We start from the raw sequence: 21,427 nt of genomic DNA, 5'->3' as shown, positions 1-21,427 counted from the left end.
GCGGCGGGCAGGTGGGTTGCCGCCTTCCGGCACGCATTTGCAAGCGCTCTCTACGCGTACAGGCGGGCCAGTGCCGCCACCGTGCGCGCGATGCGCTCCCGCAGTTCGGCGGGCTCCAGCACCTCGATCGCCGCGCCCAGTCCGAGGAATGCGTCGTGGGCCTGGTCGATGGATTCGATGGGGACGGTGGCGCGCGTCCAACCGTCTCTATCTGTCCGGCCGTTGACCTCGACGGCCCGGCCCGCCGGGCCGGTGAGAACGGTTCCCGGCGCGATCCGGATCACGGCCTCGGCGCGGTGCAGCCGGTCGTGGAACTCCTGTTGGTACGCCGTCCAGTACGCGGCCAGGTCGAACGTCTCCGGGCGACCGAACTCCTCTTCTGTCGAGGTGAGTTCGAGAATCTGGTCGACGCGGAACGTGCGCGGGCCGGGGCCCGCGACGACGTACCAGCGGCCCGCCTTCAGGACCAGGCCGTACGGCTCCAGGCGGCGCCGCACATCCGTGGGCTCGCGCCAGCGGCGGTACAGGACGTGCAGCACCCGCGCGTTCCAGACGGCGTCGGCGACGGCGGGGAGGTGCGGGGTGTCGTCGGCGCCCGCGTACCAGCCGGGGGCGTCCAGGTGGAAGCGGCCGCTGATCCGGTCGGCGTGCGTGCGCAGCTCGCGCGGGAGGGCGGCGCGCACCTTCAGCTGGGCGGCGGCCAGAACCGGGCCGAGGCCCAGCTCGGCGGCGGGGCCGGGAACGCCGGCCAAGAAGAGGGCCTCGGCCTCCCCCTCCGTGAGGCCGGTGAGACGGGTGCGATAGCCGTCGAGGAGACGGTAGCCGCCGGCGTGCCCCGCGTCGCCGTACAGCGGGACGCCCGCCGCGCTCAGTGCCTCGACGTCCCGGTAGACCGTGCGCACCGAGACGTCGAGTTCCTCGGCGAGGTCGGCGGCGGTCATCCGGCCGCGGGTCTGGAGCAGCAGGAGGATCGAGACGAGCCGGCTGGACTTCACTGACACAGGATGTCAGTGAAGTCGGCCTAGCGTGCGCGTCATGGCTTCCACGACCTTGCCGAACTCCTCGGGCTTCAGGGAGAAACTGCTGACCGTGCCACCGCCCATCGAGGTGGCGGGGCGACGGATCAAGCGCTACCACGTCACCGCGGACCCGGCCGGTATCCCACCCGACGTCGAGGCGGCGGCGTACGCGATGCTGCCGAAGCTGCTGCCGGAGCCCGACGGCACACCGCCCGCGACCTTCGTCGTACTGCACCGGGGCGGCGACGACGGCGCCTACCTCAACGCGTACAGCTGGGTGTGGGACAACGTCCTGCACTACCGCGGCGCGTCGGCGGGCCAGCCGGTCCTGGGCTGCCCCGACCGGGACCCCACGCACTTCGTCACGCCCGACCTCCCCTGGATCGGTTGTGTCTGGGAGCTGCCGCCGATCCTGCACGAACGCGACGCCTGGGTCCGGCACATGCTCGTGCCCGACGCCCCCGACCTCGACGCCTACCTTGCCGACTCCCTCCCCGAGGGCACGACTGGAGACCGCTCATGAGCAGCCCGCACGACTTCGACTTCTTCCACGGCGAGTGGGACGTCCGCCACAGGCGTCTGACCGACTTCCTCGACCCCGACAGCGGCTGGGAGGAGTTCGGGGCCACGAACCGCTGCTGGAGCCTGTTCGACGGGGCCGCGAACATCGACGAGATGACGGTGCCTGGTCAGGGCTGGCAGGGGCTCACCCTGCGGCTCTTCGACCCCGCGGCGCGGGTGTGGTCGCTGAACTGGTCGTCGAGCCGCAGCGGGAAGCTGTTTCCGCCGGTGGTGGGGCGGTTCGGGCCCGACGGGCGCGGTGAGTTCCACGGCGACGACACGCACGACGGGAAGGACGTGCGGGTGCGGTTCGTGTGGTCGGGGATCTCCCCGACCACGGCCCGCTGGGAGCAGGCCTTCTCCGTGGACGGGGAGCAGACGTGGGTGACCAACTGGGTCATGGAGTTCGCGCGGCGGGGATCTTCCTGAACGCGCGGAGCGCGAACTGCGGGTCGGGGCGTGGGACTTCCTGATCGGGCAGCGCTTCGAGCAGCGTGACGAAACGCTCGGCCAGCGGGTCGTCCGGGGCGATCCGGGTGAACCAGCCGCGGCGCAGGTCCGCCACCGTGCTGCGCGGGCTGCGGCCCTGGCCGTGACCCCGGAAACGGGCCCCACCGGCCGGGGTGAGGCCGTGCTCGACGGCGTACGCCTCGACGTCCTCGGGGCGGTCCTGGGCGGGGCGGCGCGGGCGGGAGGCGAGTACGGCGTCGATGTCGCTGCCCACGTCGTGTGCGGCGGCCTTGTCGACGGTGGTGACGTACACCCCGCCCGGGCGCAGGACCCGCGCGCACTCGGCGACGATGGCGCGGACGTCCTCGGCGCCGTCGACCAGATGGAGCAGCCAGACGCTGGTGACGGCGTCGAACGCGGCGTCGGGGAAGGGCAGTCGGCGGCTGTCGGCGCGGACCACCGCGCCCGGGAGCCGTGCCGCCGCCATCCGGGCCATGCCCTGCGCGGCGTCCGCGCCCGTCACCCGGAGCGTCGGGCGGGCGGTGGCGAGGCGGCGCGTGACGATTCCGGTGCCGCAGGCGACGTCGAGCAGGGCCTGTACGTCGTCGGGGACGAGGCCGAGTACGGCGTCCGCGGCAGCGGCCGCTCTGGGCTCACCGCCCCTGCTGGCGTCGTAGGCGTCGGCTTCCTTGTCGTAGTCCAGCATGTGAATCAGTGTGCGCCATGTCCCGGAGCGAGTGCCTCCACCCTGCGGGCGAGCTTGAGGTCGAGCTCGGTGACGGCGCCGCCGACGCTGTGGGTGTTCACGGTGAGGGAGATGGTGTTGTAGCCGAGGGTGAGGTCGGAGTGGTGGTCGAGCTCCTCCTGTACCTGGGCGATGTGTACGACCATCGCGGTCGCGGCGAAGTGGGAGGGGAGGCGGTAGGAGCGGGCGAGGTGGTCGCCGTCCAGGGACCAGCCGGGCAGCTCCGCGAGCTGATCCTCGATCTCCTTCTGCGACAGGGGTTCGACGGGCATGATCTCGCTCCGTTCTTCGTGCGCTGGGGATGCGGTGGGGGCTGTTTCTCAGCCTGCCACAGTCCCTCGACCAGGGCTCTGCGGCGCCCCGTCGTCGACCGCGGGTGTGTGGGGACCGGTCGCGCAGTTCCCCGCGCTCCTGGAAACCCGGGCCGTCCGGCGTTCGAGGGCAAGGCCCACGCTCCCCCCACGGTCTTCCTCGGTTACGGTCGGCGTATGTCCATCGTCGCGTCCGGTCCGACCAGACCCTCAACCCACCCCGTCGGCAAGGGCGTCGGCCCGCTGCTGCGCGGCTGGCGGGAGCAGCGCCGGGTCAGCCAGCTGGAACTGGCGCTGCGGGCCGACTCCTCGGCCCGCCACATCAGCTTCATCGAGACCGGCCGCTCCCGCCCGAGCGAGGAGATGGTGCTGCGGCTGGCCGAACACCTCGACGTCCCCGTACGGGAACGCAACGCGCTGCTGCTGGCCGCCGGCTACGCGCCCCACTACCCGGAGACCCCCCTCGACGACCCCTCGATGGACGCCCTGCGCCAGGGCGTGGAGCGGCTGATCCAGGGCTACGAGCCCTACCCGGCGCTGGTGGTCGACGCCACGTACACCGTGCTCGCCGCCAACCGTGGCATCGCCATGCTCCTGGAGGGCGTCTGTGAGTCGCTGCTCACGCCGCCGCTGAACGCGATGCGGCTGACCCTTCACCCGGAGGGCCTGGCGCCGCGGATCCGCAACCACCGCGAGTGGCGCGACCACCTGCTCGCGCAGATGGAACGGCAGATCGCCCTGGACCGCTCCGCGCCACTGCGTGCGCTCCACGAGGAGGTGGCGGCCTACCCGGTACCGGAGCAGGAACATGACGAGGAAGGGGAAGGTGAAGGGGATGCGGACGGCGGCGTCGAGCCCGTTCCCCATTTCGCGCTCCCCCTGCAGATCGAGCACGGCGGGCGCGTGCTGTCCTTCATCTCCTCCATCTCCACTTTCAACACCCCGATGGACGTCACCGTCGCCGAGCTGGCCATCGAGACGTTTCTGCCGGCGGATCCGGCGACGGTCAAATACCTTCAGTCACTGGTCTCTTGACGGAGCGTCGCCGATCCGTTTGAGTGGGGGCTTCGGCGCTTGGGGAGGGCGTGGCGTGAGTGAGCGGCGGGCTGCGCCCACCGTGGGGCAAGTGGTGCTCGGGCGGCGGCTGCAGGAATTGCGGGAGGCCACCGGGCTGAGGCGGGAAGAAGCCGCGCGTGTCCTGCGTGTCGCCCCGGCGACGGTGCGGCGGATGGAGATGGCCGAGGTCGCCCTCAAGATCCCGTACCTCCAGGTGCTGCTGACGACGTACGGCGTGGCCGACGACGAGGTGGCCTCCTTCGTCGCGCTCGCCGAGGAGGCGAACCAGCCGGGCTGGTGGCAGCGGTTCCACGATGTGCTGCCGGACTGGTTCAGCATGCACGTCAGCCTGGAGGGCGCCGCCCGTCTGATCCGCTCGTACGAGCCGCACTTCGTGCCCGGGCTGCTGCAGACCGAGGAGTACGCGCGCGCCGTGCTGGAGGCGGGCACGGTGGGCCAGACGGGGCCCGAGGCCATCGAGCGGCATGTGACGCTGCGCATGACGCGGCAGCAGCTGCTGCTGGGGCGCGAGCACCGGCCCCACCTCTGGGTGATCATGGACGAGACCGCGCTGCGGCGTCCGGTGAGCATCCGGGGCGAGGTCATGCGGGACCAGATCGACCGGTTGCTGCGGGAGATGGAGAGCGACGACATCTCCGTCCAGGTCGCCGAGTACGCGAGCGGCCCGCATCCGGGGACGTACACCTCCTTCGCGCTGTTCCGCTTCGCGGAGCCGGAACTGCCCGACATGGTCTACAGCGAGTACCTGACCGGTGCCATCTACCTCGACTCGCGCGCCGAGGTGGCCACGCACCTGGAAGTGCTGGACCACATGTCCGCCCACGCCGCCACCGTGCCCCGTACCAGGGAGATCCTGCGGGAGATCCGGGACTCCTACTGAGAAGTTCCCGGAGTGGGGTCCTTGGCGAGGAGTTCCCAGGGAGGGGCTCTCCGAGAGCCCCTCACCTCGAGGGTCCTTACGCCGCGCCGCCCCTCGTCTCCCTCTCGTCGTCCACGATCTCGGCGTCCACCACACCGTCCTCCTCCGCCGCCGTGGTGTGCTCGGCGGCCGGCTCCTCCCGGGGCGTCTGCTGGGCCTGGGCGTACATGGCCTGGCCCATCTTCTGGCTCACCGAGGCCAGATTCTCGACGCCGGTACGCAGGGCGGTGGTGTCGGTGGCGGAGTCCTCCAGGAGGCGCTTGAGGTCGGCGACGGCGGACTCGACCTCGGGTTTCGTCTCGGAGGGGATGCGTTCGTCGTTCTCGCGGAGGAACTTCTCGGTCTGGTAGACGAGTTGTTCGGCCTGGTTGCGGGTCTCGGCGGCCTCGCGCCGCGCGCGGTCCTCCTCGGCGTACTGCTCGGCCTCGCGCATCATCCGGTCGATGTCGTTCTTGGGGAGCGCGGAGCCGCCCGTGACGGTCATCTTCTGTTCGCGCCCGGTGGCGAGGTCCTTCGCGGAGACGTGCATGATCCCGTTGGCGTCGATGTCGAAGGCGACCTCGATCTGCGGGACTCCGCGCGGCGCGGGCGGCAGCCCGGTGAGGTCGAAGACGCCGAGCTTCTTGTTGTACGCGGCGATCTCGCGTTCGCCCTGGTAGACCTGGATACCGACCGAGGGTTGGTTGTCCGCGGCCGTGGTGAAGATCTCCGAACGGCGGGTCGGGATCGTGGTATTGCGCTCGATGAGCCTGGTCATGATGCCGCCCTTGGTCTCGATGCCGAGGGACAGCGGGGTGACGTCGAGGAGCAGCACGTCCTTCACGTCCCCCCTGATGACACCCGCCTGAAGGGCCGCGCCGAGCGCCACGACCTCGTCCGGGTTGACGCCCTTGTGCGGGTCCTTGCCGGTGAGTTCCCTGACCAGGTCCGTGACGGCGGGCATCCGGGTCGAGCCGCCGACCAGGATGACGTGGTCGATCGCGGCGAGCTTGACGCCCGCGTCCTTGACCGCCTGGTGGAAGGGGGTCTTGCAGCGGTCGAGCAGATCGGCGGTCAGCTCCTGGAACTGGGCGCGGGTCAGCTTCTCCTCGAGGTGCAGGGGGCCGTCGGCGGTGGCGGTGATGTAGGGCAGGTTGACGGCGGTCTCGGAGGAACTCGACAGTTCGATCTTGGCCTTCTCGGCGCTCTCGCGCAGCCGCTGCAGCGCCATCTTGTCGTGGCCGAGATCGATGCCGTGCGAGGCCTTGAAGCGCTGTGCGAGGTGTTCGACGATCCGCTGGTCCCAGTCGTCGCCGCCGAGCCGGGTGTCGCCGTTGGTGGCCTTGACCTCGATGACGCCGTCGCCGATCTCCAGGAGCGAGACGTCGAAGGTGCCGCCGCCCAGGTCGAAGACGAGGACGGTCTGCTCCTCGCCCCGGTCGAGGCCGTAGGCGAGGGCGGCGGCCGTCGGCTCGTTGATGATGCGCAGCACCTTCAGGCCCGCGATCTCGCCCGCCTCCTTGGTGGCCTGGCGCTGGGCGTCGTCGAAGTACGCGGGCACGGTGATCACGGCGTCCGTGACGTCCTCGCCGAGGTAGGCCTCCGCGTCCCGCTTCAGCTTCTGCAGGACGCGCGCCGACAGTTCCTGGGCGCGGTAGCGGGTGCCGTCGACGGAGCCCTGCTCAGGGAAGCGCCAGCTCGCGTCGCCCATGTGGCGCTTGACCGAGCGCGCGGTGCGCTCCACGTTCGTCACGGCCTGCCGTTTGGCGACCTCGCCGACGAGCACCTCGCCGTTCTTGGCGAAGGCCACCACGGAGGGGGTGGTGCGCGCGCCCTCCGCGTTGGTCACGACGGTGGGGTCGCCGCCCTCCAGGAGGGCCACCACCGAGTTCGTCGTACCGAGGTCGATCCCGACCGCACGTGCCATGTCCGTCCCCTTCCGCCAGGGCGCTGCCCACCTTCAAGCACAAAACTTGAGTGCGTTCTTGTCAATGGGGCGGACATGACAGCGCCGCGGGCCCTGCGCGGGGACCGCGGCGCCGTACTGCTCCCGGACGTCAGGCCAGCTTGGCCGTCAGGGTGATCGTCGTGCCGGCCAGCGCCGCGCTGACCGGGCAGTTCTTCTTCGCGTCCTCGGCCGCCGCGACGAAGCCGTCGTTGTCGAGGCCCGGTACCGTGCCCTCCACCGTCAGGTGGATGCCAGTGATGCCCTCGCCGGGCTGGAAGGTGACGTCGGCGTTGGTGACGAGCTTGGTGGGCGGGGTGCCCGCGCCCGCGAGGGCGTGCGACAGCGCCATGGAGAAGCAGCTGGAGTGGGCGGCGGCGATCAGCTCCTCGGGGCTGGTCTTGCCGTTGGCGTCCTGCGCCCGCGACGCCCACGTCACCGGCTGCTGGCCGATGCCGGAGGAGTCGAAGGTGACGACGCCGCTGCCCTCGAGCAGGTTGCCTTCCCACACGGTGTGCGCGGTGCGCGTGGTTGCCACGATGATTCCCTTCGATGGGGTCCCGTTTTCGGGGTCCGTGCGCACCATCCGATCACACCCGCGCGCGACTCACCCAGAATGACGGCTCGCCGAGACCGCGAAGACGGTTCACCGCACCCGGAAGACCGGTCCCCGCGCCGTGAACGGGAGCCGCGCGCCCTGCGGAATCAGATACGCGTGCTCGCGCCGCACCCGCAGCACGTCGCACCAGCCGTCCGTGATGACCAGCAGCGGCGCGCCCGGCGGGAAGTCGTCCGCGCGGTGCAGCAGATCGACGCCGGGCTGCAGCACCGTACCGCCGCGCCCGTGCACCCGTACGCGACCGGCGATCTCGGTGACCGGGAGATAGCCCGCGTCGTGCGGCGCCGCGTCGCAGAACACCACCCGAGCGGCCGGTACGTCCCGGGCCTCGGCGTACGAGGCGATGGCGCCCAGCGCCTTGCCGAGCAGCGTGCGGTCCATGGAGCCGGAGGTGTCGAGGACGACGCCGAAGGTGCAGCGGGCGATCTCCTCGGGCGGGAAGTACCGTCCCGCGCGCGGGATGTCGGGGGTGGACGCCTGACGGCGCGAGGGGCGCGCGTACGTCCGTACCGGCTCGGGGCGGGGCACGAACTCGTCGAACCAACGGGCCAGGCGGGCGTCCCAGGGCAGCGGCGGATGGTCGAGCGCGCGGATCTCCTCGACCAGACCGCCCGGCAGATAGCCCCGCTCCAGCTGCTGGTGCAGGTCGAAGCCGTGGCTCAGCCCGCGCCGGTAGAGCTCGTCCAGGTCCACGTAGTCGCGCGGGGAGCCGAGCGGGGCGCCGAGGATGTCACCCGCGCCCTTGCCGCGCAGCGTGGACAGCCGGCGCATCCGGCGCAGGTCCTTGGCGATCCGGTCGTACACCTCCTCCGCCGAGAGGTCCTTCAACTCCGCGTCGTACAGGAGGCCTTCGGGCATCGTGCCGACCTGCATCTCGCACAGCCAGCCGTTGATGACGTAGTCGGCCGCGATGTTGAAGAGGTACGGGTCGCGGGGGCCGCAGCGGTCGCCGTGCCGCAGGGCGGCGTGCAGCATCTCGTGGGCGAGGACGAACCGCCATTCCTCGTCCTCCAGTTGACGCAGCGGGTTGATGTAGATCTCGCCCGCCTCCGCGTTCACGGCGGCGACGGAGATGTCGTGGGCGCGGGCCAGTTCGGCGTCGGCGACCAGGGTGATGCCGGCCGCGATGCCGCCGAGCAGCGGGTAGGAGGAGATGAACCAGCTCAGCGCCCGCTCCCAGGGCTGCAGCCGGGTGGGCCCGCCGCGCATCGAGCCGCGGCGGCCGCCGGCCACGTCCATCGCCGTGGCCACGGTGCGGGTCAGGGCGTGCGCGAACTCGAGCTGCCAGTCCGGGGCCCGGCCGCCCTTCCAGGTGTCCCACGGCACCAGCAGCTGGTCCGGCTCGCCGCCGGCCGTACCGCAGCGCTCGTACGGGGCCGGAGTGCCCCCGCGCCGCCAGCGGGCGGCGAGTTGCTCCTCGTCGCCGTCGGGGTACGTGGGCGGCAGGTCCTCGGGGGTGAGGCCGATGGGGAAGCCGAGCAGGAAGCGGTTGACGACCGCGCAGCGGGCGGCGAGGGCGTGACGGTCGGGCTGCTCGCGCGTCTTCGGCGCCGCCGGGACATGGCCGAAGCCCAGGTGGATGACGGCGTGCGCGACCGCCCAGGCCCACTCGACGGGTTCGGCGCGGCGGGTGGGGTGGACGTGCAGCACGCCGTTGGAGTCGACGCGGACGAGACCGTCGCGGGGCGAGTCGGGGCAGTCCTCCTGGCGGCAGGTGCTGAACCCGATGGCGGCGAGCGCCCGGTTGGCCCGCACCAGCCGCATGCCCTCCGCGAAGGCCTCCGCCGCCAGGTCCTTCTTCGGCTGTCCCTTGCCGCGGCTCGTCGGGGTGCGGCTCACTGCCGCGCCTCGACCAGCCGGGGCATGTCGCGGGCCGCCTCGACCAGGAACCAGGCGGGCAGGAGGGGATTGCCGTCGGTGTCCGGGGCGATGACGCCCTGCGCGACCTCCACGGAGATCTCCGCGAGCTGCACGAGCAGCGACTTGGCGCGGTACGCGGTCTGCTGTCCGCTCGCCGAGAGGTGCTCCTTGCTGGCGGGCAGCTCCTTGATGAGCCGGCCGCGGAAGGACTCGGCGAGGTAGTAGAGCAGGTCGCGGTCCTCGGGGCGGTGCGGCCAGCGGGCGTCGCCCTTGACGATCGCCTCGATACCGAACCGGCTGCGCACGATCTTCACATAGCCGCAGAAGGCGACCGCGTGCGCGGGCGTCAGGGTGCCGTGCGCGATCACCTTCAGGGTCGGCTCGTCGAGGGCCGGCCCGAAGGAGTGCAGCGCGTCGGAGAGCATGTGCCAGGAGCGGGGCGTGGAGAACGGCTCCTCGGTCTTCGGCGGCTTGGACCACAGGTGGTCGGGCCGGTCGGTGAGGTGGTCCACGACCCAGGGGTGAATGCCGTTGACGGCGGCCCAGCCGAGCCAGTCCTTGGAGGAGGCCTCCAGGTGCACGTGCGTGAGGCGGTTGATCAGCGCGGAGGCGATCGGGCGGGCCAGCGCGTTGTCGGTGGCGCGGTTGCCCGCGCCGATCACGATCGAGCCCTTGGGCAGCTCGTAGTTGCCGATGCGGCGGTCCAGGATCAGCGAGTAGAACGCCTTCTGCACATCCGGCGTCGCCGCGTTCAGCTCGTCCAGGAAGAGGCAGTACGGCTCGTCCCGGGCGATCGCCTCCGGCGGGCAGAACACCGAGCGCCCGTCGCGGATCTGCGGGACGCCGATCAGGTCCTCGGGGGCGAGCTGGGTGCCGAGCAGGCTGACGCACTCCAGTCCCAGCGACTCGGCGAACTCCCTCACCAGGGAGGACTTTCCGATGCCGGGGGCGCCCCAGAGGAAGACCGGCCGCACGGTCGCGAGACCGAGCAGCAGTTCCGGTATCCGGGCGGGGGTGACGGTCACGACTGCCTGCACGCAGCATCCTCGGGGGTCGGGAAGTGCCCCGCGGGTGCGCGGTGCTCCATGCGAACAGTGTGTGCGCGGGGCTCGCCGACCGCAGCCCATTTTCCGCCGCCACCGACCGCGGCCCGTCGCCGCCACCGACCGAGCCCGTTTTCCGCCGTCCCGGCCCGGCCCCCTGGCCGTGGCTCAGGCGGCGCGCTCGTCCGCGGGGGCCGCCAGCGGCACTTGGGGGCCGTCGCACTCACGCAGCCAGCGCCGCAGTACGCGGTGCACCTGCTCGGCGCCCACGAGATCCGCGTCGTCCTCGACCGGCAGGGACAGGGCCACCGGTGACAGCAGGAAGGGGCGGGCCTGGGCCCCGCCGAGTCCGCCGTGCGAGCCGATCTGCTCCTCGAAGGCGAGGACCTCGCCCTCCTTCGGGTCGTACGAGGAGTTGACCATGATGTCGGCGACGTGCGGGAAGGAGTGCGTACGTCGTACGGCGTCGGCGGCGCCGGGGCCGAAGTCGGCGAGCGGGCCCGGGCGCGCGTCGTCGAGCTTGTCGAGCGCTACCTCCGCGCCGTTCGCGGCCAGCACGAGTCCGCCGTACTCCTCGCTGCGGACCAGCACGAAGCCGACGCCGGGGTGGTTGGCGAGGGTGGACAGCAGCGCGGGGTGGCGGCGGTCGATCTCCTCCCGGCTCATCCGGTGCGGCACGTCGGGGAAGGAGACCAGGCCGAGGTTGCCCGAGGCCAGCACGATGGGCTCGGAGCGGCGCGAGGGACGGTGACGCTCGCCGCGCTCCTCGACGGGTCTGCGCAGCGCGGCCCGCACCGCCGCCCGCGCCTCGGTGCCGCTGTGCGTGCGCTGTGCCTTGCGCGGCACGGGCAGCCCGCAGCCGGCCCGGACCAGGTTGCCGAGGCTGAGGCCGTAGCGGGTCAGGAAGGTCTCGCCGGGGCTCTGGCCGTGGTCCGACAGCACCACGATCCGGTAGGGCCGCGGGGCGTGTTCGGCGACCTTGGCCACCAGGGCGAGGGACCGGTCGAGACGCTCCAGGACCTTCTCGGCGTCCCGGCTGCGCGGCCCGGAGTGGTGGGCCACCTCGTCGTACGCCACCAGGTCCGCGTAGACCGCGTTGCGTCCTGCGAGCATGTCGCCGATCACCGCGGCGACGACGACGTCCCGCTCGATGACGGTCGCGAAGGCGCGCACGAAGGGGTACAGCCCGCCGCGCTTGACCCGGGGCCGCCGCTTGTTCATGCGGGCCCACGTGGACTGGCCCATCTCGCGCAGCACCTCGGCGACGAAGGACATGGCCGTACGGACGGCGTTGGCGGGGTCGCTGAAGTAGGCGAAGTAGCCGGAGCGGGAACGGTTCTCCCGGCCCCTTCGCGCGGCCATGGACAGCACCAGTGCCAGCTGGTCGGCGCCGCCGCTGAAGAGGTTGCCGCGGCTGGCGCCGTCGACGGTGAGCAGGCCCCCGTCGCCGGTGTGCTCGATGGCCCGGCGCTGGAGTTCGGCGGCGCTGGAGGGCCGGTTGCACACCATGATCTCGTGCGTGTCCTTCTCGTACCAGCGGAAGGCCGGCACGTCGTGGTTGCTGCCGTGCAGGATGCCGAGCTGGCTGGCGCCGGTCTGACTGGACCAGTCGGTGCGCCACGGGGTGAGCCGGTGGGTGGGGCAGCCGCCCTCCCCGGGGCCCTCCAGCCACTGCGCGACGGTGGGCATCAGCCCCTTGCCGACCGCCTCCTCCAGCACGTCGTGGCCGACGCCGTCGAGCTGGAGGAAGACGGCACCGGGGGTCGAGGGCCAGGCCTGCCCGTCACCGCGCCTGCGGCGCCGGTCGGCGAGCCGGTAGAGCCTGCGCCGGTAGGCGTCGTCGTCCCGGACGGCGAGGGCACCCCCGGTGGCCGACGCGACCGCGGACATCACGGCGGCGACGACCACGGCGGTCTCGGGCGCGGCCTCGCCCTGCCCCGAGGGGTTGATGCGCAGGGCTATCAGCAGCAAGGACCCGTTCAGGAAGAAGACGAGCAGACCGAGCACGAGGGCGGGCACCAGGAGCAGTGCCCGTACGAGCAGGGGCCACACGAGCGAGGAGAGCAGACCGAAGACGGCCGCGCCGACCCCGGCGGTGACGGCGATCCGCGTGGCACTGTCGCCGTTGGTGGACTCCAGCTGGAAGTCGGGCAGCACACCGGCGAGGACGAGCATGGTGACCGTGGACACGGCCCACACCGCGATGCTCCGCCACACTCCGCTGAGAAGTCGCCGCCAACGCCTTCCGCCCACGCCCTGTCCACCTCACGTCCCGGCCCGCCCGGTGTGCGAGGCCTGCTCCCACCCTGTCACAACGGTCGAGCGGCCCCCGGTGTCCCCCTCAGCGGCCGTCGTAGCCCGCGGTCGGCATCGACAGGCGGCGGTGGACCCGGGCCTTCATCTGGGCGTCGTACGAAGGTTCCGCGCACCCGACCGTCTCGATCCGTACGCCGCGGCGGACGCACTCGGCGGTGAACTCGTCCACGGAGGCGAGGGCGCGCTCCAGGACGCGGTGGCTCGGCGCGACGAACAGGTCCACGAGGCCCGCCTCGACGTCCGCCCACAGGGTGCGGTGGTCGGGGCGCAGACCGCGGACGAGGAGCTCGCGGGTGACGACGTAACCGCGCTCGGCGGCCCAGCGGGCGCACATCGCGTACTGGCTGCGGGAGTCCACGAGGAAGGGGTCCGCGTCGAGCTCCTCCAGGGGCGTCAGGCTCGCGATGGCCGTGACGCGGACCAAGGTCGGCACTGCGGAGGCGCTGCGCGCGTGTCCCATGGCGTCCCCCTCACCTCCGGGTTTCGCCGCCGACCCTACTCCTGGACGTAGGCTCGGGGGGAGTCGCACGGAGGAGGCAAAGAAGTGCCGGTGGAGATCACCTGGTGGGGGCACGCCACTTGCACGCTGGAGGACTCCGGCACACGCGTCCTCACCGATCCGCTCTTCGCGCGCCGGCTCGCGCACCTGCGGCGCAGGCGCGGGGCGCCGCCCCCTCCCGAGGCGGCGGTCGCGGACGTGGCGCTGGTCTCGCATCTGCACGCCGACCATCTCCATCTGCCCTCGTTGCAGCGGCTCGCGCCGGGCACCCTGGTCCTGGTGCCGAAGGGCGCGCCGCGCGTGGTGCCGGCGCTGCGCAGGCTGGACCATCTGCGGTTCGTCGAGGTGGCGCCCGGGGACCTGACCGAGGTCGGCGACCTGGTCGTACGTACGGTGTCGGCGCGGCACGACGGGCGGCGACTGCCGGTCGGACCGCACCGCTCCCCCGCGCTGGGCTTCGTGGTGGAGGGCGAGGCGCGGACCTATTTCGCCGGGGACACCGGGCTGTTCGAGTCGATGGCCGAGGAGGTCGGGCCGGTCGACGTGGCGCTGCTGCCGGTCGGCGGGTGGGGCCCCTTCCTCGGAGAGGGACACCTGGACGCGGGGCGGGCCGCAGAGGCGCTGGCCCAGCTGATGCCGAGAAGCGCGGTGCCGGTGCACTACGGCACGTACTGGCCCATCGGCATGGACAGCGTGCGCCCCCATGAATTCCATGCGCCGGGTGATGAGTTCGTGCGCCTGGCTGGGGAGCGTGCGCCCCAGGTGGCGGTGCACCGGCTCGAACACGGCGAGAGCGTGCGCCCGGAGGTCGCGCGGTGACGCCTCTGACCGGCATGGGCGCGGCCCCCGCGATATTCCTGTCCGCATTCCTGTCCGTCAAGAGCGCCGCCCCCGCCCTGTTCCTGTCCGCCACGGGCGCGGCCGTGTCACCGGAGAGCACGCAGCAGGCGATCGGCTATCCGTCGCTGTTCGTGCTGGTGCTGATCGGCGCGCTGGTCCCGGTGGTGCCGACGGGTGCGCTGGTCAGTTCGGCGGCCGTGGTGGCCTTTCACGAGACCGCGCCGTTCGCCCTGCTGCTGGTCTTCGCGGTGGGCTCGCTCGCGGCGTTCCTCGGTGACGTGGCGCTCTACTGGCTCGGCCGGCGCGGCATGAAATCCAAGAACGGCTCGCGCTGGCTGGAAGCGATCCGGGTGCGCGCCCCGGAGGACCGCCTCACCCAGGCCCAGGAAAAACTGGACGACCACGGCGTCGCCGTCCTCGTCCTGTCCCGCCTCGTCCCGGCGGGCCGCATACCGGTGATGCTCGCCTGTCTGCTGGCGAAGATGCCCCTGCGCACCTTCGCCCGCGGCGACCTCCCCGCCTGCCTCGCCTGGGCGGCCACCTACCAGGTCATCGGCATCCTCGGCGGCTCCCTCTTCGACGAGCCGTGGGAGGGTGTGGTGGCGGCGGTGGCCCTGACACTGGCGATCAGCGCGGCGCCGGGAGTGTGGCGGCGGGTACGCCGAACCGCGCCTCGGTAGACACTCCCACCACCTCCGTCACGCCAGGACCCGAGAACCCCCCACCGCCAGATCCCACAGATTCCCCCGCTCCAACCCCACCCGCTCCCAAGCCGCCTTCACCCGGATCAACGGCTCCAGCACGGGCTCCGCGGACAGCACGAACGTCCCCCAGTGCATCGGCGCCATCCGACGAGCCCCCAGGTCGACGGCCGCCCGAACAGCCTCCTCCGGGTCACAGTGGACGTCACTCAACCACCACCGGGGGTCGTACGCCCCGATGGGGAGCAGCGCCAGGTCTATCCCCGGGTACCGCTGCCCGATGGCCGCGAACCAGTGCCCGTACCCCGTGTCCCCCGCGAAGTACACCCGCTGTCCTTCGGGCGCCGTCAGCACCCAGCCGCCCCACAGCGTGCGGCAGGTGTCGGTGAGACCGCGCTTGGACCAGTGGTGCGCGGGGACGAAGTCGAAGCGAACGCCGTCGAGTTCGACCGCCTCCCACCAGTCCAGCTCGGTGACCCGGGTGAACCGGCGGCGCCGGAACCAGCGCCCGAGCCCGGCCGGCACGAACACCGGTGTGTCGCGCGGGAGTCGGCGCAGTGTCGGCGCGTCCAGATGGTCGTAGTGGTTGTGGCTGATGACGACCGCGTCGACGCGCGGCAGCGCGCTCCAGGCCACGCCGACCGGGGTGATCCGGGCCGGGGTGCCGAGGATCCTGCGGGACCAGACCGGGTCGGTGAGGACGGTGAGCCCGCCCATGCGGATCACCCAACTCGCGTGCCCCGCCCAGGAGACGGCGACGGTACGGGTGCCCACCCGCGTCAGCGGCCCCGGTTCGAAGGGCAGCACGGGAATGTCGGCGAGCCCCTCGGGCCCCGGCCGCAGCGCCCCCTCACGGGCGAACCGCGCGAAGGCTCGCAGTCCCGGCAGCGGCGCGGTCAGCCGGTCGACGAACGACCGCGGCCACGCACGGCGTTCACCGAGCGGACGGGGTTCGGCGAGAGGTGGGGGCTCGACGAGCGGACGAAGGGGAACGGCGTCCTGAGTGTTCGTGGACACGGACGTACTCATGGATATGGACGTGCTCGGGGATATGGACGTACTGGTGCTCGTGGTCGACTGGGACTGCTGCGTCATCGAGGAGGCTCCCATCGCTGAGCGTCGTCACGGAGATCGTCGAACGCCGACCCCAGGAGGGTCAACGCGCGTTGCACCTGCGGCAGTTCCAACGGTGAGGGTGAACTGAGGCATTCCGCCCGCTCCTCGTCGGTGGCGCCGAGCAGCGGTCCGGTCTCCAACCGCACGCGCAGCGCCTCGAGGTCGTCCCCGAAGCGGTGGCCGCCCGGCGCGGGCATGCCGAGCCGGGCGGTGAGGAAGTCCTCCAGTTCCTGTGCGTCCCCGACGCCGAGGGCGGTCAGCGCGGAGCTCAACGGGCCGAGATCGACGTACAGATGTCGGCCGGCCTGCGGCGGCCGTGCGAGGGCCCCCGACCCGATCACCGCGCGGTGCGCGGCGAGAGCCACGCGCGCGTGCAGGCGTACGGCGGCGGTCAGCCGCTCGGTGACCGCGTCCGGCTCGCCGAGCGCGTACGCGGCCGCCGCCGCTACCGGTTCGGCGACCCGGGCGCCGAGCACGGTGAGCACGTCGAGGACGCGGGCACGCAGCCGAAGTCCCTCGTCGGTGTCCGGGAAGCGGGCGACGGCGGCCGGCCAGCCCTGTGGCAGGAAGGCTCCCGCGAGATCCGTGAGCACAGTGACCTCGCCGGGGAGCATCTCGGCGGGGCTGAGCAGCACGGTGTCGTGCGGCCGGTGCAGGGTGTCGCGCCACGTCTCGTCGCTGACCACGTGCAGTCCCTCGCCCACCGCGGCCTCCACGGTCTCGTGCACCACCTCGGGCGGTGCGACGGTGGCGGTGGGGTCGTCGGCGACGGAGAGCACGAGCAGGCGCGGGTCGCCGCCCTCGGCGCGGACCCGGCGGACGGTCTCCAGGAGTGCGTACGGATCCGGCAGGCCGCCGCACTCCGCGGGCGTCGCCGCGTGGAACACGGACCGGCCCAGGAGGCGAACCTGCGGTGCCCACCAGGCGGCGCACGGGCGCGGCACCAGGACGTCGCCGCCGAGTGCGCCGGTCAGCGCGAGGAGCAGCGCGGGGGCGCCGGGGGCGGCGACCACCCGGTCGCGGTCGACGGCCAGACCCCGGCGGGTCCAGTAGCCGCAGGCGGCGTCGAGAAGCGCGGGGCCGCCGCCGGAGGGCTCGGCGTGGGCGTGGCCCGCCGCGTCGGCGAGCACGGCGCGCAACTCGGCCAGTACCGGCAGGCCCTGATCGGGAAGGGGCGGCCCGTAGCGGACCGGACCGTGTCCTTCCGGAACCGTCCGCCGCATACGTGCCTCCGTGCAGTCCGTGGTGCCGTGCCCTGTCGTTGCCCGGGCTCCCGACCCGCCATGGGCGCCCGGCCGGATTGCGCCCGTCACTGCGTCAGCGGTGGGAGGAGCCCCTTTGGCGCAGCCGGTGGAGGGCCGCGCCCAGCGCGCCCACGATCAGGACGCCGCCGGTGATCAGGGCCGGGACGGAATCGGTGAAGGTGCCGCCCGCGCCGCCCTGCACTCCGTACTGGGCACCGGTGGGGCGCTCCTCGGTGTCGTGATCCGCGCCGGTGTCACGCCCGGTGCCGGTGTCGTGCGTCGCACCGGTGTCACGACCCGTACCCGTGTCATGAGGCGCACCTGTGTCGTGAGCCGCACCGGTCTCGCGCCCGGCGCCCGTGTCATGCCCCGTACCGGTGTCGTGCGTCGCACCCATGTCATGCTCCGTGCCGGTGTCGTGCGTCGCACCGGTGTCACGACCCGCGCCGGTGTCATGAGGCGCACCGGTGTCACGACCCGCGCCCGTGTCATGAGGCGCACCGGTCTCGCGCCCCGTCGCTGTGTCACGCCCGGTACTTGTGCCGGTGCCCGTGCCGATGCCGGTGCCCGCGCCGATGCCCGTGCCGGTGCTGGCGCCCGTGCCCGTGCCGGTGTCGGTGCCGTGGGACACGGTGTACGAGGCGTTCCACGGCCGCTCCTGGCCACCCGGCGCGACGGGACACACACCGTTGACGCCCCATTGGGCTTCACGGTCCCCGGCGACGGAATCGCTGTTGAACTGCTCGCCGGCCGCCGATGCTACTCCGAACCCACCGACCCCTCCGGATCCGCCGACCGCTCCGGATCCAGCGTCGGGAGTTCCACTCGCCGGGATGCGGGCCGTCCCGTGGTACGAGGTGGCGCCGCCCGTCTTCTCGTCGCCGCCGGTGATCCGGTGCAGCTGGACCGTGCCTCCCTCGAAGCCCTGGGAGTGGGCGTCGATGGACTCGGGCGGGGTGCCGCCGATCGCGTCGCAGGTGACGGAGATGGAGAGGAGGCCACCGGGGCCCACGGAACGAGGATCGACCTCCGCGCCCGGATCCGCGGACGCGGCCGTGGCGGCCGCCCCCAGGGCGGCGCAGGCCAGGGCGGTGGCGGACAGGACACGGACGGTACGGCACATGGGTCGAACTCCTTCGGACAGACACTGTCTGAAGGGGGCACGGCCGTCGCGCCCCCACCCCATCACAGCCTGCCCCGGCTCGGGGCGCGCGCGGCCGGACACCATTCGCGCGACACGGGCGCCCGAGCGGGTGACGTGGGTGACAGCGGCGGCTCGGCCGACCGAGTCAGTTCGCCAGGGAGACGAGCTCCCGTTCCAGGCCGCGTCCACGCTTGTCCACGACGGCCGAGGCCACGTCGGACAGTTTGCGCTGGGTCGCCTGCGAGACGCGGCGCAGTACGCCGAAGGCCGCGTCCGCGTCGCAGCCCAGTACGTGCATGACGATCCCGCACGCCTGGTCGACGACGGGCCGGGTGCGCAGCGCGGCGCCGAGCTGGTCGAGCTCGGTGAGCGCGGCCCGGTAGGAGCGGTCACGGACCAGGCAGGTGACGGCGAGGTCGCCGAGCGCGCGGGCGGGTCCGTGCGGGGCGTCCTCCAGGGCGCCGGGGCGGAAGCTGTAGAGGCTGAGGGTCACGGTCAGCCCGGAACGCCGGAAGGGAATCGTGACGCTGGAGCGGACACCCGAGTCGAGGGCCATCGCGCGGTACGCCGGCCAGCGCTCCTCGCGCAGCAGGTCCGCCGAGTCCACGGGCTCACCGTGTTCCAGCGCGGCGGGGATCGGACCGTCTCCGGAGCGGAGTTGGACCGAGACGAGTGCGGCGAGGTCGGGGTGGGTGACCGCGGCGGGGCGTTCCGGGCCGCCCTCGGAGACCATGCAGCTGGCGCCGCAGCAGTCGATGGTGCAGCGGGCGGCCTGCTCGGCGAGCTCCGACAGCCGCCTGCCCGGAAGCGTGGATTCCGGCGACCGCGTTACCAGGTGCCCGAGTTGACCGCGTTGCTCAAGTCGCCCCGCATTCGGCATGGTTCACCCCTCCTCACTCCGCGCCTTCCCGCTCATCTGCGCGGAAAACAGGCCCGGCGGGGTTACACCCCCGCCACACCTGGAACTGATCCTTCGGGTTACGTTCATCGCATGGCGCAGACGGACGAATTCGGTGAAGAACTCGCGGATTTCGTGCGCCGCGTGGCGGAGCTCAAGGCGGCTCGATCGGTACCGGCCGATGACCTGCCGACGGTGCTCGACGCGGCGATCTTCGAACTCGACCACGTGGCGGGCCAGTTGTGGCCCTGGTACGAGAGTCTGTCCTCGACGGGCCCGTCCGGCGTCGCCTCGGTCGACCGCCAGGAGCAACAGCTCCTCAAGGCGCTCTTCCAGCGGGTGCCGGTGCCTGTCGCGCTGGTGGACCGCGAGACGGTGGTGCGCAGGCTGAACTTCGCCGCGACCTCGTTCACCGGCGTACGGGCCGGCTACGCGACGGGTCGGCCGCTCACCGGTTTCCTCGCGCACGCCGACCGTGCCGCGTTCCGCTCGCAGGCGGCGGCGGTGGCGCGCGGCGATGGCGACCGCAGTCTCACCGTGCACCTCCAGCAGCAGCCCGCGGTGCCGGTGCGGGCGACGCTCACCGCGCTGCGGCCCAGCGGCGAACCCCGCACCGCCGTCCTCGTCGTCCTGCAGCCCGCGGACAGCCGGGTGCCGTCCCCCGAGCGCGTGCCGGGCCCGGTACCGACCCTCACCGAGACGACCCGGCACGCGGCGCTGATGGACCTGGTGGACGCCATGACCACGGCGCTGCTCAGCGGTCCGGTCGGCGATCCGTCCGGGGTACTGGAGCGGGCGGCCGGGGTGCTGCACGGGCGGTTCGCCGACTGGGTGGTGGCCGACGTGGCGGGAGCGGCGCGGCTGTCCCGTACGACGGTGCTGGCCCCCACCGACAGCGTGGAGGGGGCCCGGGGCGTGGCCGCACAGGATCCCGCCGCGTGTCCGCTCGTCGTCGAGGCGGCCCGTGGCGGATCCACTGCGCTGCCGGTGCGCCCCGAGGATCCGGACGCCTTCGGCCGTGACACCTCGGGCGCCCCGATCCTCGTACGCGCGAACGTGACGTCGCTGCTGTGCGTGCCCCTGACCACCTCGCCCGGCCCCGTTCACGGCGTGCTGACCCTGTTCCGCAGCGGCGCCCGCCGGGCGTTCTCGATGGCGGAGGCCCAGGCGATGGACATGATGTCCCGCCACCTGGCCCTGGCGATGAGCGCGCCGGCCAGGACCTAGGCCGCGTCGCGCATCACCTGGTCGCGCAGCCGGTGGCAGCACCGGCTGATCAGCCGCGACACGTGCATCTGCGAGATCCCGAGTTCGTCGGCGATCCGGCTCTGCGTCATGTCGCCGAAGAACCGCATGTAGAGGATGGTGCGTTCACGCTCGGGCAGGGCCTGCAGCCGGGGCTTGACGGCCTCGCGGTCGATGACGACGTCGAGCGCGGGGTCGGCCGAGCCGAGGGCATCGCTGAGCGAGTAGCCGTCGTCGCTGCCGGAGACCTGGGCGTCCAGGGAGAGCGCGGTGAAGCTCTCCAGGGCCTCCAGGCCGGCCTTGACGTCCTCCTCGCTCATCCGGGCGTGCTCGGCGATCTCGGCGACGGTGGGCCTGCGGCCCGAGATGGTCCCCGAGAGTTCCTGGACGGCGAACCGCACACGGTTGCGCAGGTCCTGGACGCGGCGCGGCACGTGCAGGGTCCACATGTGGTCGCGGAAGTGCCGTTTGATCTCGCCGGTGACGGTCGGCACGGCGTAGCTCTCGAAGGCGTTGCCGAGCTCGGGGTCGTAGCGGTCCACGGCCTTGACCAGACCGAGCGCCGCGACCTGGCGCAGGTCCTCCAGGCTCTCACCGCGGTTGCGGAACCGGCTCGCGAGCCGGTCCGCCATCGGCAGCCAGGCCTCGACGATCTGCTCGCGGAGCGAGTCGTGCTGCCGGCCCGGAGGGAGCGAGGCGAGCCTGCGGAAGGCCTCCGTGGTGTCGGGGGCGTCGTCGTGCGGATGACGTTTCGCGCTCACTTGGTTTCGCATGGTGCGTCGCAACTCCCTTGCAGGTGCCTTGGGTTGGACGGTCACCGTGGGAGCGCACGGGTGCGTCGAACGGCACACCCGTGGCGAGTACTTCCCCGCTCCCACGGACGTGCCTCCTGTCCG

The 21,427-nt window shown here is 72.4% G+C and carries 21 protein-coding genes; 7 read left to right on the top strand and 14 right to left on the bottom strand.

Going from position 1 to position 21,427, the window contains the following annotated elements:
- Window positions 1–50 precede the first annotated feature (50 nt).
- Window positions 51–995, bottom strand: coding sequence for a helix-turn-helix transcriptional regulator (locus ACZ7M3_RS45980; protein WP_472071867.1), 945 nt, complete (start codon window positions 993–995; stop codon window positions 51–53).
- Window positions 996–1,035: 40 nt separating this feature from the next.
- On the opposite strand from ACZ7M3_RS45980, the gene ACZ7M3_RS45975 reads away from it, so the two are divergent.
- Together ACZ7M3_RS45975 and ACZ7M3_RS45970 are read left to right on the top strand one after the other, a co-directional pair.
- Window positions 1,036–1,542 carry a hypothetical protein gene (locus ACZ7M3_RS45975; protein ID WP_472071865.1) on the top strand — a complete coding sequence of 169 codons (507 nt, stop codon included), beginning with the start codon at window positions 1,036–1,038 and terminating at the stop codon, window positions 1,540–1,542.
- Window positions 1,539–2,009, top strand: a complete 471-nt coding sequence (locus tag ACZ7M3_RS45970) for a hypothetical protein (protein ID WP_355309849.1) — start codon at window positions 1,539–1,541, stop codon at window positions 2,007–2,009. Before ACZ7M3_RS45975 ends, ACZ7M3_RS45970 begins: the two co-directional genes overlap by 4 nt.
- Here the strand turns inward: ACZ7M3_RS45970 and ACZ7M3_RS45965 are convergent.
- Window positions 1,978–2,736 (bottom strand): class I SAM-dependent methyltransferase, encoded by a 759-nt coding sequence (locus ACZ7M3_RS45965; protein WP_472071863.1) that lies wholly within the window; start codon window positions 2,734–2,736, stop codon window positions 1,978–1,980. The two genes, ACZ7M3_RS45970 and ACZ7M3_RS45965, sit on opposite strands and share 32 nt — an antisense overlap.
- A gap of 5 nt (window positions 2,737–2,741) precedes the next feature.
- A complete protein-coding gene (locus tag ACZ7M3_RS45960) occupies window positions 2,742–3,047 on the bottom strand; it encodes a 4a-hydroxytetrahydrobiopterin dehydratase (RefSeq protein ID WP_099919776.1) in 306 nt (101 codons plus the stop codon).
- 216 nt (window positions 3,048–3,263) lie between these two features.
- On the opposite strand from ACZ7M3_RS45960, the gene ACZ7M3_RS45955 reads away from it, so the two are divergent.
- Window positions 3,264–4,121: a helix-turn-helix domain-containing protein gene (locus ACZ7M3_RS45955; RefSeq protein ID WP_472071861.1), complete on the top strand. Its 858-nt coding sequence runs from the start codon at window positions 3,264–3,266 to the stop codon at window positions 4,119–4,121.
- A 55-nt stretch (window positions 4,122–4,176) separates the two neighbouring features.
- Window positions 4,177–5,043, top strand: a complete 867-nt coding sequence (locus tag ACZ7M3_RS45950) for a helix-turn-helix domain-containing protein (RefSeq protein ID WP_472071859.1) — start codon at window positions 4,177–4,179, stop codon at window positions 5,041–5,043.
- A 76-nt stretch (window positions 5,044–5,119) separates the two neighbouring features.
- On the opposite strand, the gene dnaK is transcribed toward ACZ7M3_RS45950, so the two are convergent.
- The 6 genes from dnaK to ACZ7M3_RS45920 form a co-directional block, all read right to left on the bottom strand.
- Window positions 5,120–6,988: a molecular chaperone DnaK gene (gene dnaK / locus ACZ7M3_RS45945; RefSeq protein WP_472071857.1), complete on the bottom strand. Its 1,869-nt coding sequence runs from the start codon at window positions 6,986–6,988 to the stop codon at window positions 5,120–5,122.
- Window positions 6,989–7,118: 130 nt separating this feature from the next.
- Entirely contained in the window at window positions 7,119–7,544 is a 426-nt protein-coding gene (locus ACZ7M3_RS45940; RefSeq protein ID WP_472071855.1) for an OsmC family protein, read from the bottom strand.
- Between the two features lie 108 nt (window positions 7,545–7,652).
- The gene (locus ACZ7M3_RS45935) at window positions 7,653–9,389 is read right to left on the bottom strand and encodes a vWA domain-containing protein (RefSeq protein WP_472071955.1); all 1,737 of its coding nucleotides are present in this window, start codon (window positions 9,387–9,389) and stop codon (window positions 7,653–7,655) included.
- 71 nt (window positions 9,390–9,460) lie between these two features.
- A complete protein-coding gene (locus ACZ7M3_RS45930; RefSeq protein ID WP_452965077.1) occupies window positions 9,461–10,522 on the bottom strand; it encodes an ATP-binding protein in 1,062 nt (353 codons plus the stop codon).
- Between the two features lie 174 nt (window positions 10,523–10,696).
- Window positions 10,697–12,781, bottom strand: a complete 2,085-nt coding sequence (locus ACZ7M3_RS45925) for a phage holin family protein (protein ID WP_472071853.1) — start codon at window positions 12,779–12,781, stop codon at window positions 10,697–10,699.
- 88 nt (window positions 12,782–12,869) lie between these two features.
- Entirely contained in the window at window positions 12,870–13,304 is a 435-nt protein-coding gene (locus ACZ7M3_RS45920; RefSeq protein ID WP_095851659.1) for a hypothetical protein, read from the bottom strand.
- A gap of 84 nt (window positions 13,305–13,388) precedes the next feature.
- Between ACZ7M3_RS45920 and ACZ7M3_RS45915 the strand changes: the two genes are divergently transcribed.
- Both ACZ7M3_RS45915 and ACZ7M3_RS45910 read left to right on the top strand, forming a co-directional pair.
- A complete protein-coding gene (locus ACZ7M3_RS45915; RefSeq protein WP_450485713.1) occupies window positions 13,389–14,162 on the top strand; it encodes an MBL fold metallo-hydrolase in 774 nt (257 codons plus the stop codon).
- Between the two features lie 14 nt (window positions 14,163–14,176).
- The gene (locus tag ACZ7M3_RS45910) at window positions 14,177–14,863 is read left to right on the top strand and encodes a DedA family protein (RefSeq protein ID WP_472071953.1); all 687 of its coding nucleotides are present in this window, start codon (window positions 14,177–14,179) and stop codon (window positions 14,861–14,863) included.
- A gap of 18 nt (window positions 14,864–14,881) precedes the next feature.
- Here the strand turns inward: ACZ7M3_RS45910 and ACZ7M3_RS45905 are convergent, their stop codons facing one another.
- The 4 genes from ACZ7M3_RS45905 to ACZ7M3_RS45890 all read right to left on the bottom strand — a co-directional run bounded on the left by ACZ7M3_RS45905 (window position 14,882) and on the right by ACZ7M3_RS45890 (window position 19,268).
- Complete coding sequence (locus tag ACZ7M3_RS45905) at window positions 14,882–15,913, bottom strand: MBL fold metallo-hydrolase (RefSeq protein WP_472071951.1); 1,032 nt, start codon at window positions 15,911–15,913, stop codon at window positions 14,882–14,884.
- A 62-nt stretch (window positions 15,914–15,975) separates the two neighbouring features.
- Window positions 15,976–17,223, bottom strand: coding sequence for an aminotransferase class I/II-fold pyridoxal phosphate-dependent enzyme (locus ACZ7M3_RS45900; RefSeq protein WP_472071851.1), 1,248 nt, complete (start codon window positions 17,221–17,223; stop codon window positions 15,976–15,978).
- 94 nt (window positions 17,224–17,317) lie between these two features.
- On the bottom strand, window positions 17,318–18,367 hold the full coding sequence (locus tag ACZ7M3_RS45895) for a hypothetical protein (RefSeq protein WP_472071849.1): 1,050 nt from the start codon (window positions 18,365–18,367) through the stop codon (window positions 17,318–17,320).
- A 166-nt stretch (window positions 18,368–18,533) separates the two neighbouring features.
- Window positions 18,534–19,268 carry an ANTAR domain-containing response regulator gene (locus tag ACZ7M3_RS45890; RefSeq protein ID WP_472071847.1) on the bottom strand — a complete coding sequence of 245 codons (735 nt, stop codon included), beginning with the start codon at window positions 19,266–19,268 and terminating at the stop codon, window positions 18,534–18,536.
- 111 nt (window positions 19,269–19,379) lie between these two features.
- On the opposite strand from ACZ7M3_RS45890, the gene ACZ7M3_RS45885 reads away from it, so the two are divergent.
- Entirely contained in the window at window positions 19,380–20,513 is a 1,134-nt protein-coding gene (locus tag ACZ7M3_RS45885; RefSeq protein WP_472071845.1) for a PAS domain-containing protein, read from the top strand.
- Here the strand turns inward: ACZ7M3_RS45885 and ACZ7M3_RS45880 are convergent.
- On the bottom strand, window positions 20,510–21,304 hold the full coding sequence (locus ACZ7M3_RS45880; protein WP_472071843.1) for an RNA polymerase sigma factor SigF: 795 nt from the start codon (window positions 21,302–21,304) through the stop codon (window positions 20,510–20,512). The two genes, ACZ7M3_RS45885 and ACZ7M3_RS45880, sit on opposite strands and share 4 nt — an antisense overlap.
- Window positions 21,305–21,427 lie beyond the last annotated feature (123 nt).

The sequence above is a fragment of the Streptomyces sp. NPDC111656 genome (assembly GCF_055656965.1).
Note: the sequence above shows the minus strand (reverse complement) of the source record. Positions and strands in the feature narration are given on the sequence as shown.

What these genes read in the sequence shown, in the direction of transcription:
- ACZ7M3_RS45975 (WP_472071865.1), top strand. Translation starts at nt 1,036, where the DNA reads ATGGCTTCCACGACCTTGCCGAACTCCTCGGGCTTCAGGGAGAAACTG.
- ACZ7M3_RS45970 (WP_355309849.1), top strand. Translation starts at nt 1,539, where the DNA reads ATGAGCAGCCCGCACGACTTCGACTTCTTCCACGGCGAGTGGGACGTC.
- ACZ7M3_RS45965 (WP_472071863.1), bottom strand. Translation starts at nt 2,736, where the DNA reads ATGCTGGACTACGACAAGGAAGCCGACGCCTACGACGCCAGCAGGGGC.
- ACZ7M3_RS45960 (WP_099919776.1), bottom strand. Translation starts at nt 3,047, where the DNA reads ATGCCCGTCGAACCCCTGTCGCAGAAGGAGATCGAGGATCAGCTCGCG.
- ACZ7M3_RS45955 (WP_472071861.1), top strand. Translation starts at nt 3,264, where the DNA reads ATGTCCATCGTCGCGTCCGGTCCGACCAGACCCTCAACCCACCCCGTC.
- dnaK (WP_472071857.1), bottom strand. Translation starts at nt 6,988, where the DNA reads ATGGCACGTGCGGTCGGGATCGACCTCGGTACGACGAACTCGGTGGTG.
- ACZ7M3_RS45935 (WP_472071955.1), bottom strand. Translation starts at nt 9,389, where the DNA reads ATGCGGCTGGTGCGGGCCAACCGGGCGCTCGCCGCCATCGGGTTCAGC.
- ACZ7M3_RS45920 (WP_095851659.1), bottom strand. Translation starts at nt 13,304, where the DNA reads ATGGGACACGCGCGCAGCGCCTCCGCAGTGCCGACCTTGGTCCGCGTC.
- ACZ7M3_RS45910 (WP_472071953.1), top strand. Translation starts at nt 14,177, where the DNA reads ATGGGCGCGGCCCCCGCGATATTCCTGTCCGCATTCCTGTCCGTCAAG.
- ACZ7M3_RS45905 (WP_472071951.1), bottom strand. Translation starts at nt 15,913, where the DNA reads ATGAGTACGTCCGTGTCCACGAACACTCAGGACGCCGTTCCCCTTCGT.
- ACZ7M3_RS45900 (WP_472071851.1), bottom strand. Translation starts at nt 17,223, where the DNA reads ATGCGGCGGACGGTTCCGGAAGGACACGGTCCGGTCCGCTACGGGCCG.
- ACZ7M3_RS45895 (WP_472071849.1), bottom strand. Translation starts at nt 18,367, where the DNA reads ATGTGCCGTACCGTCCGTGTCCTGTCCGCCACCGCCCTGGCCTGCGCC.
- ACZ7M3_RS45890 (WP_472071847.1), bottom strand. Translation starts at nt 19,268, where the DNA reads ATGCCGAATGCGGGGCGACTTGAGCAACGCGGTCAACTCGGGCACCTG.
- ACZ7M3_RS45885 (WP_472071845.1), top strand. Translation starts at nt 19,380, where the DNA reads ATGGCGCAGACGGACGAATTCGGTGAAGAACTCGCGGATTTCGTGCGC.
- ACZ7M3_RS45880 (WP_472071843.1), bottom strand. Translation starts at nt 21,304, where the DNA reads ATGCGAAACCAAGTGAGCGCGAAACGTCATCCGCACGACGACGCCCCC.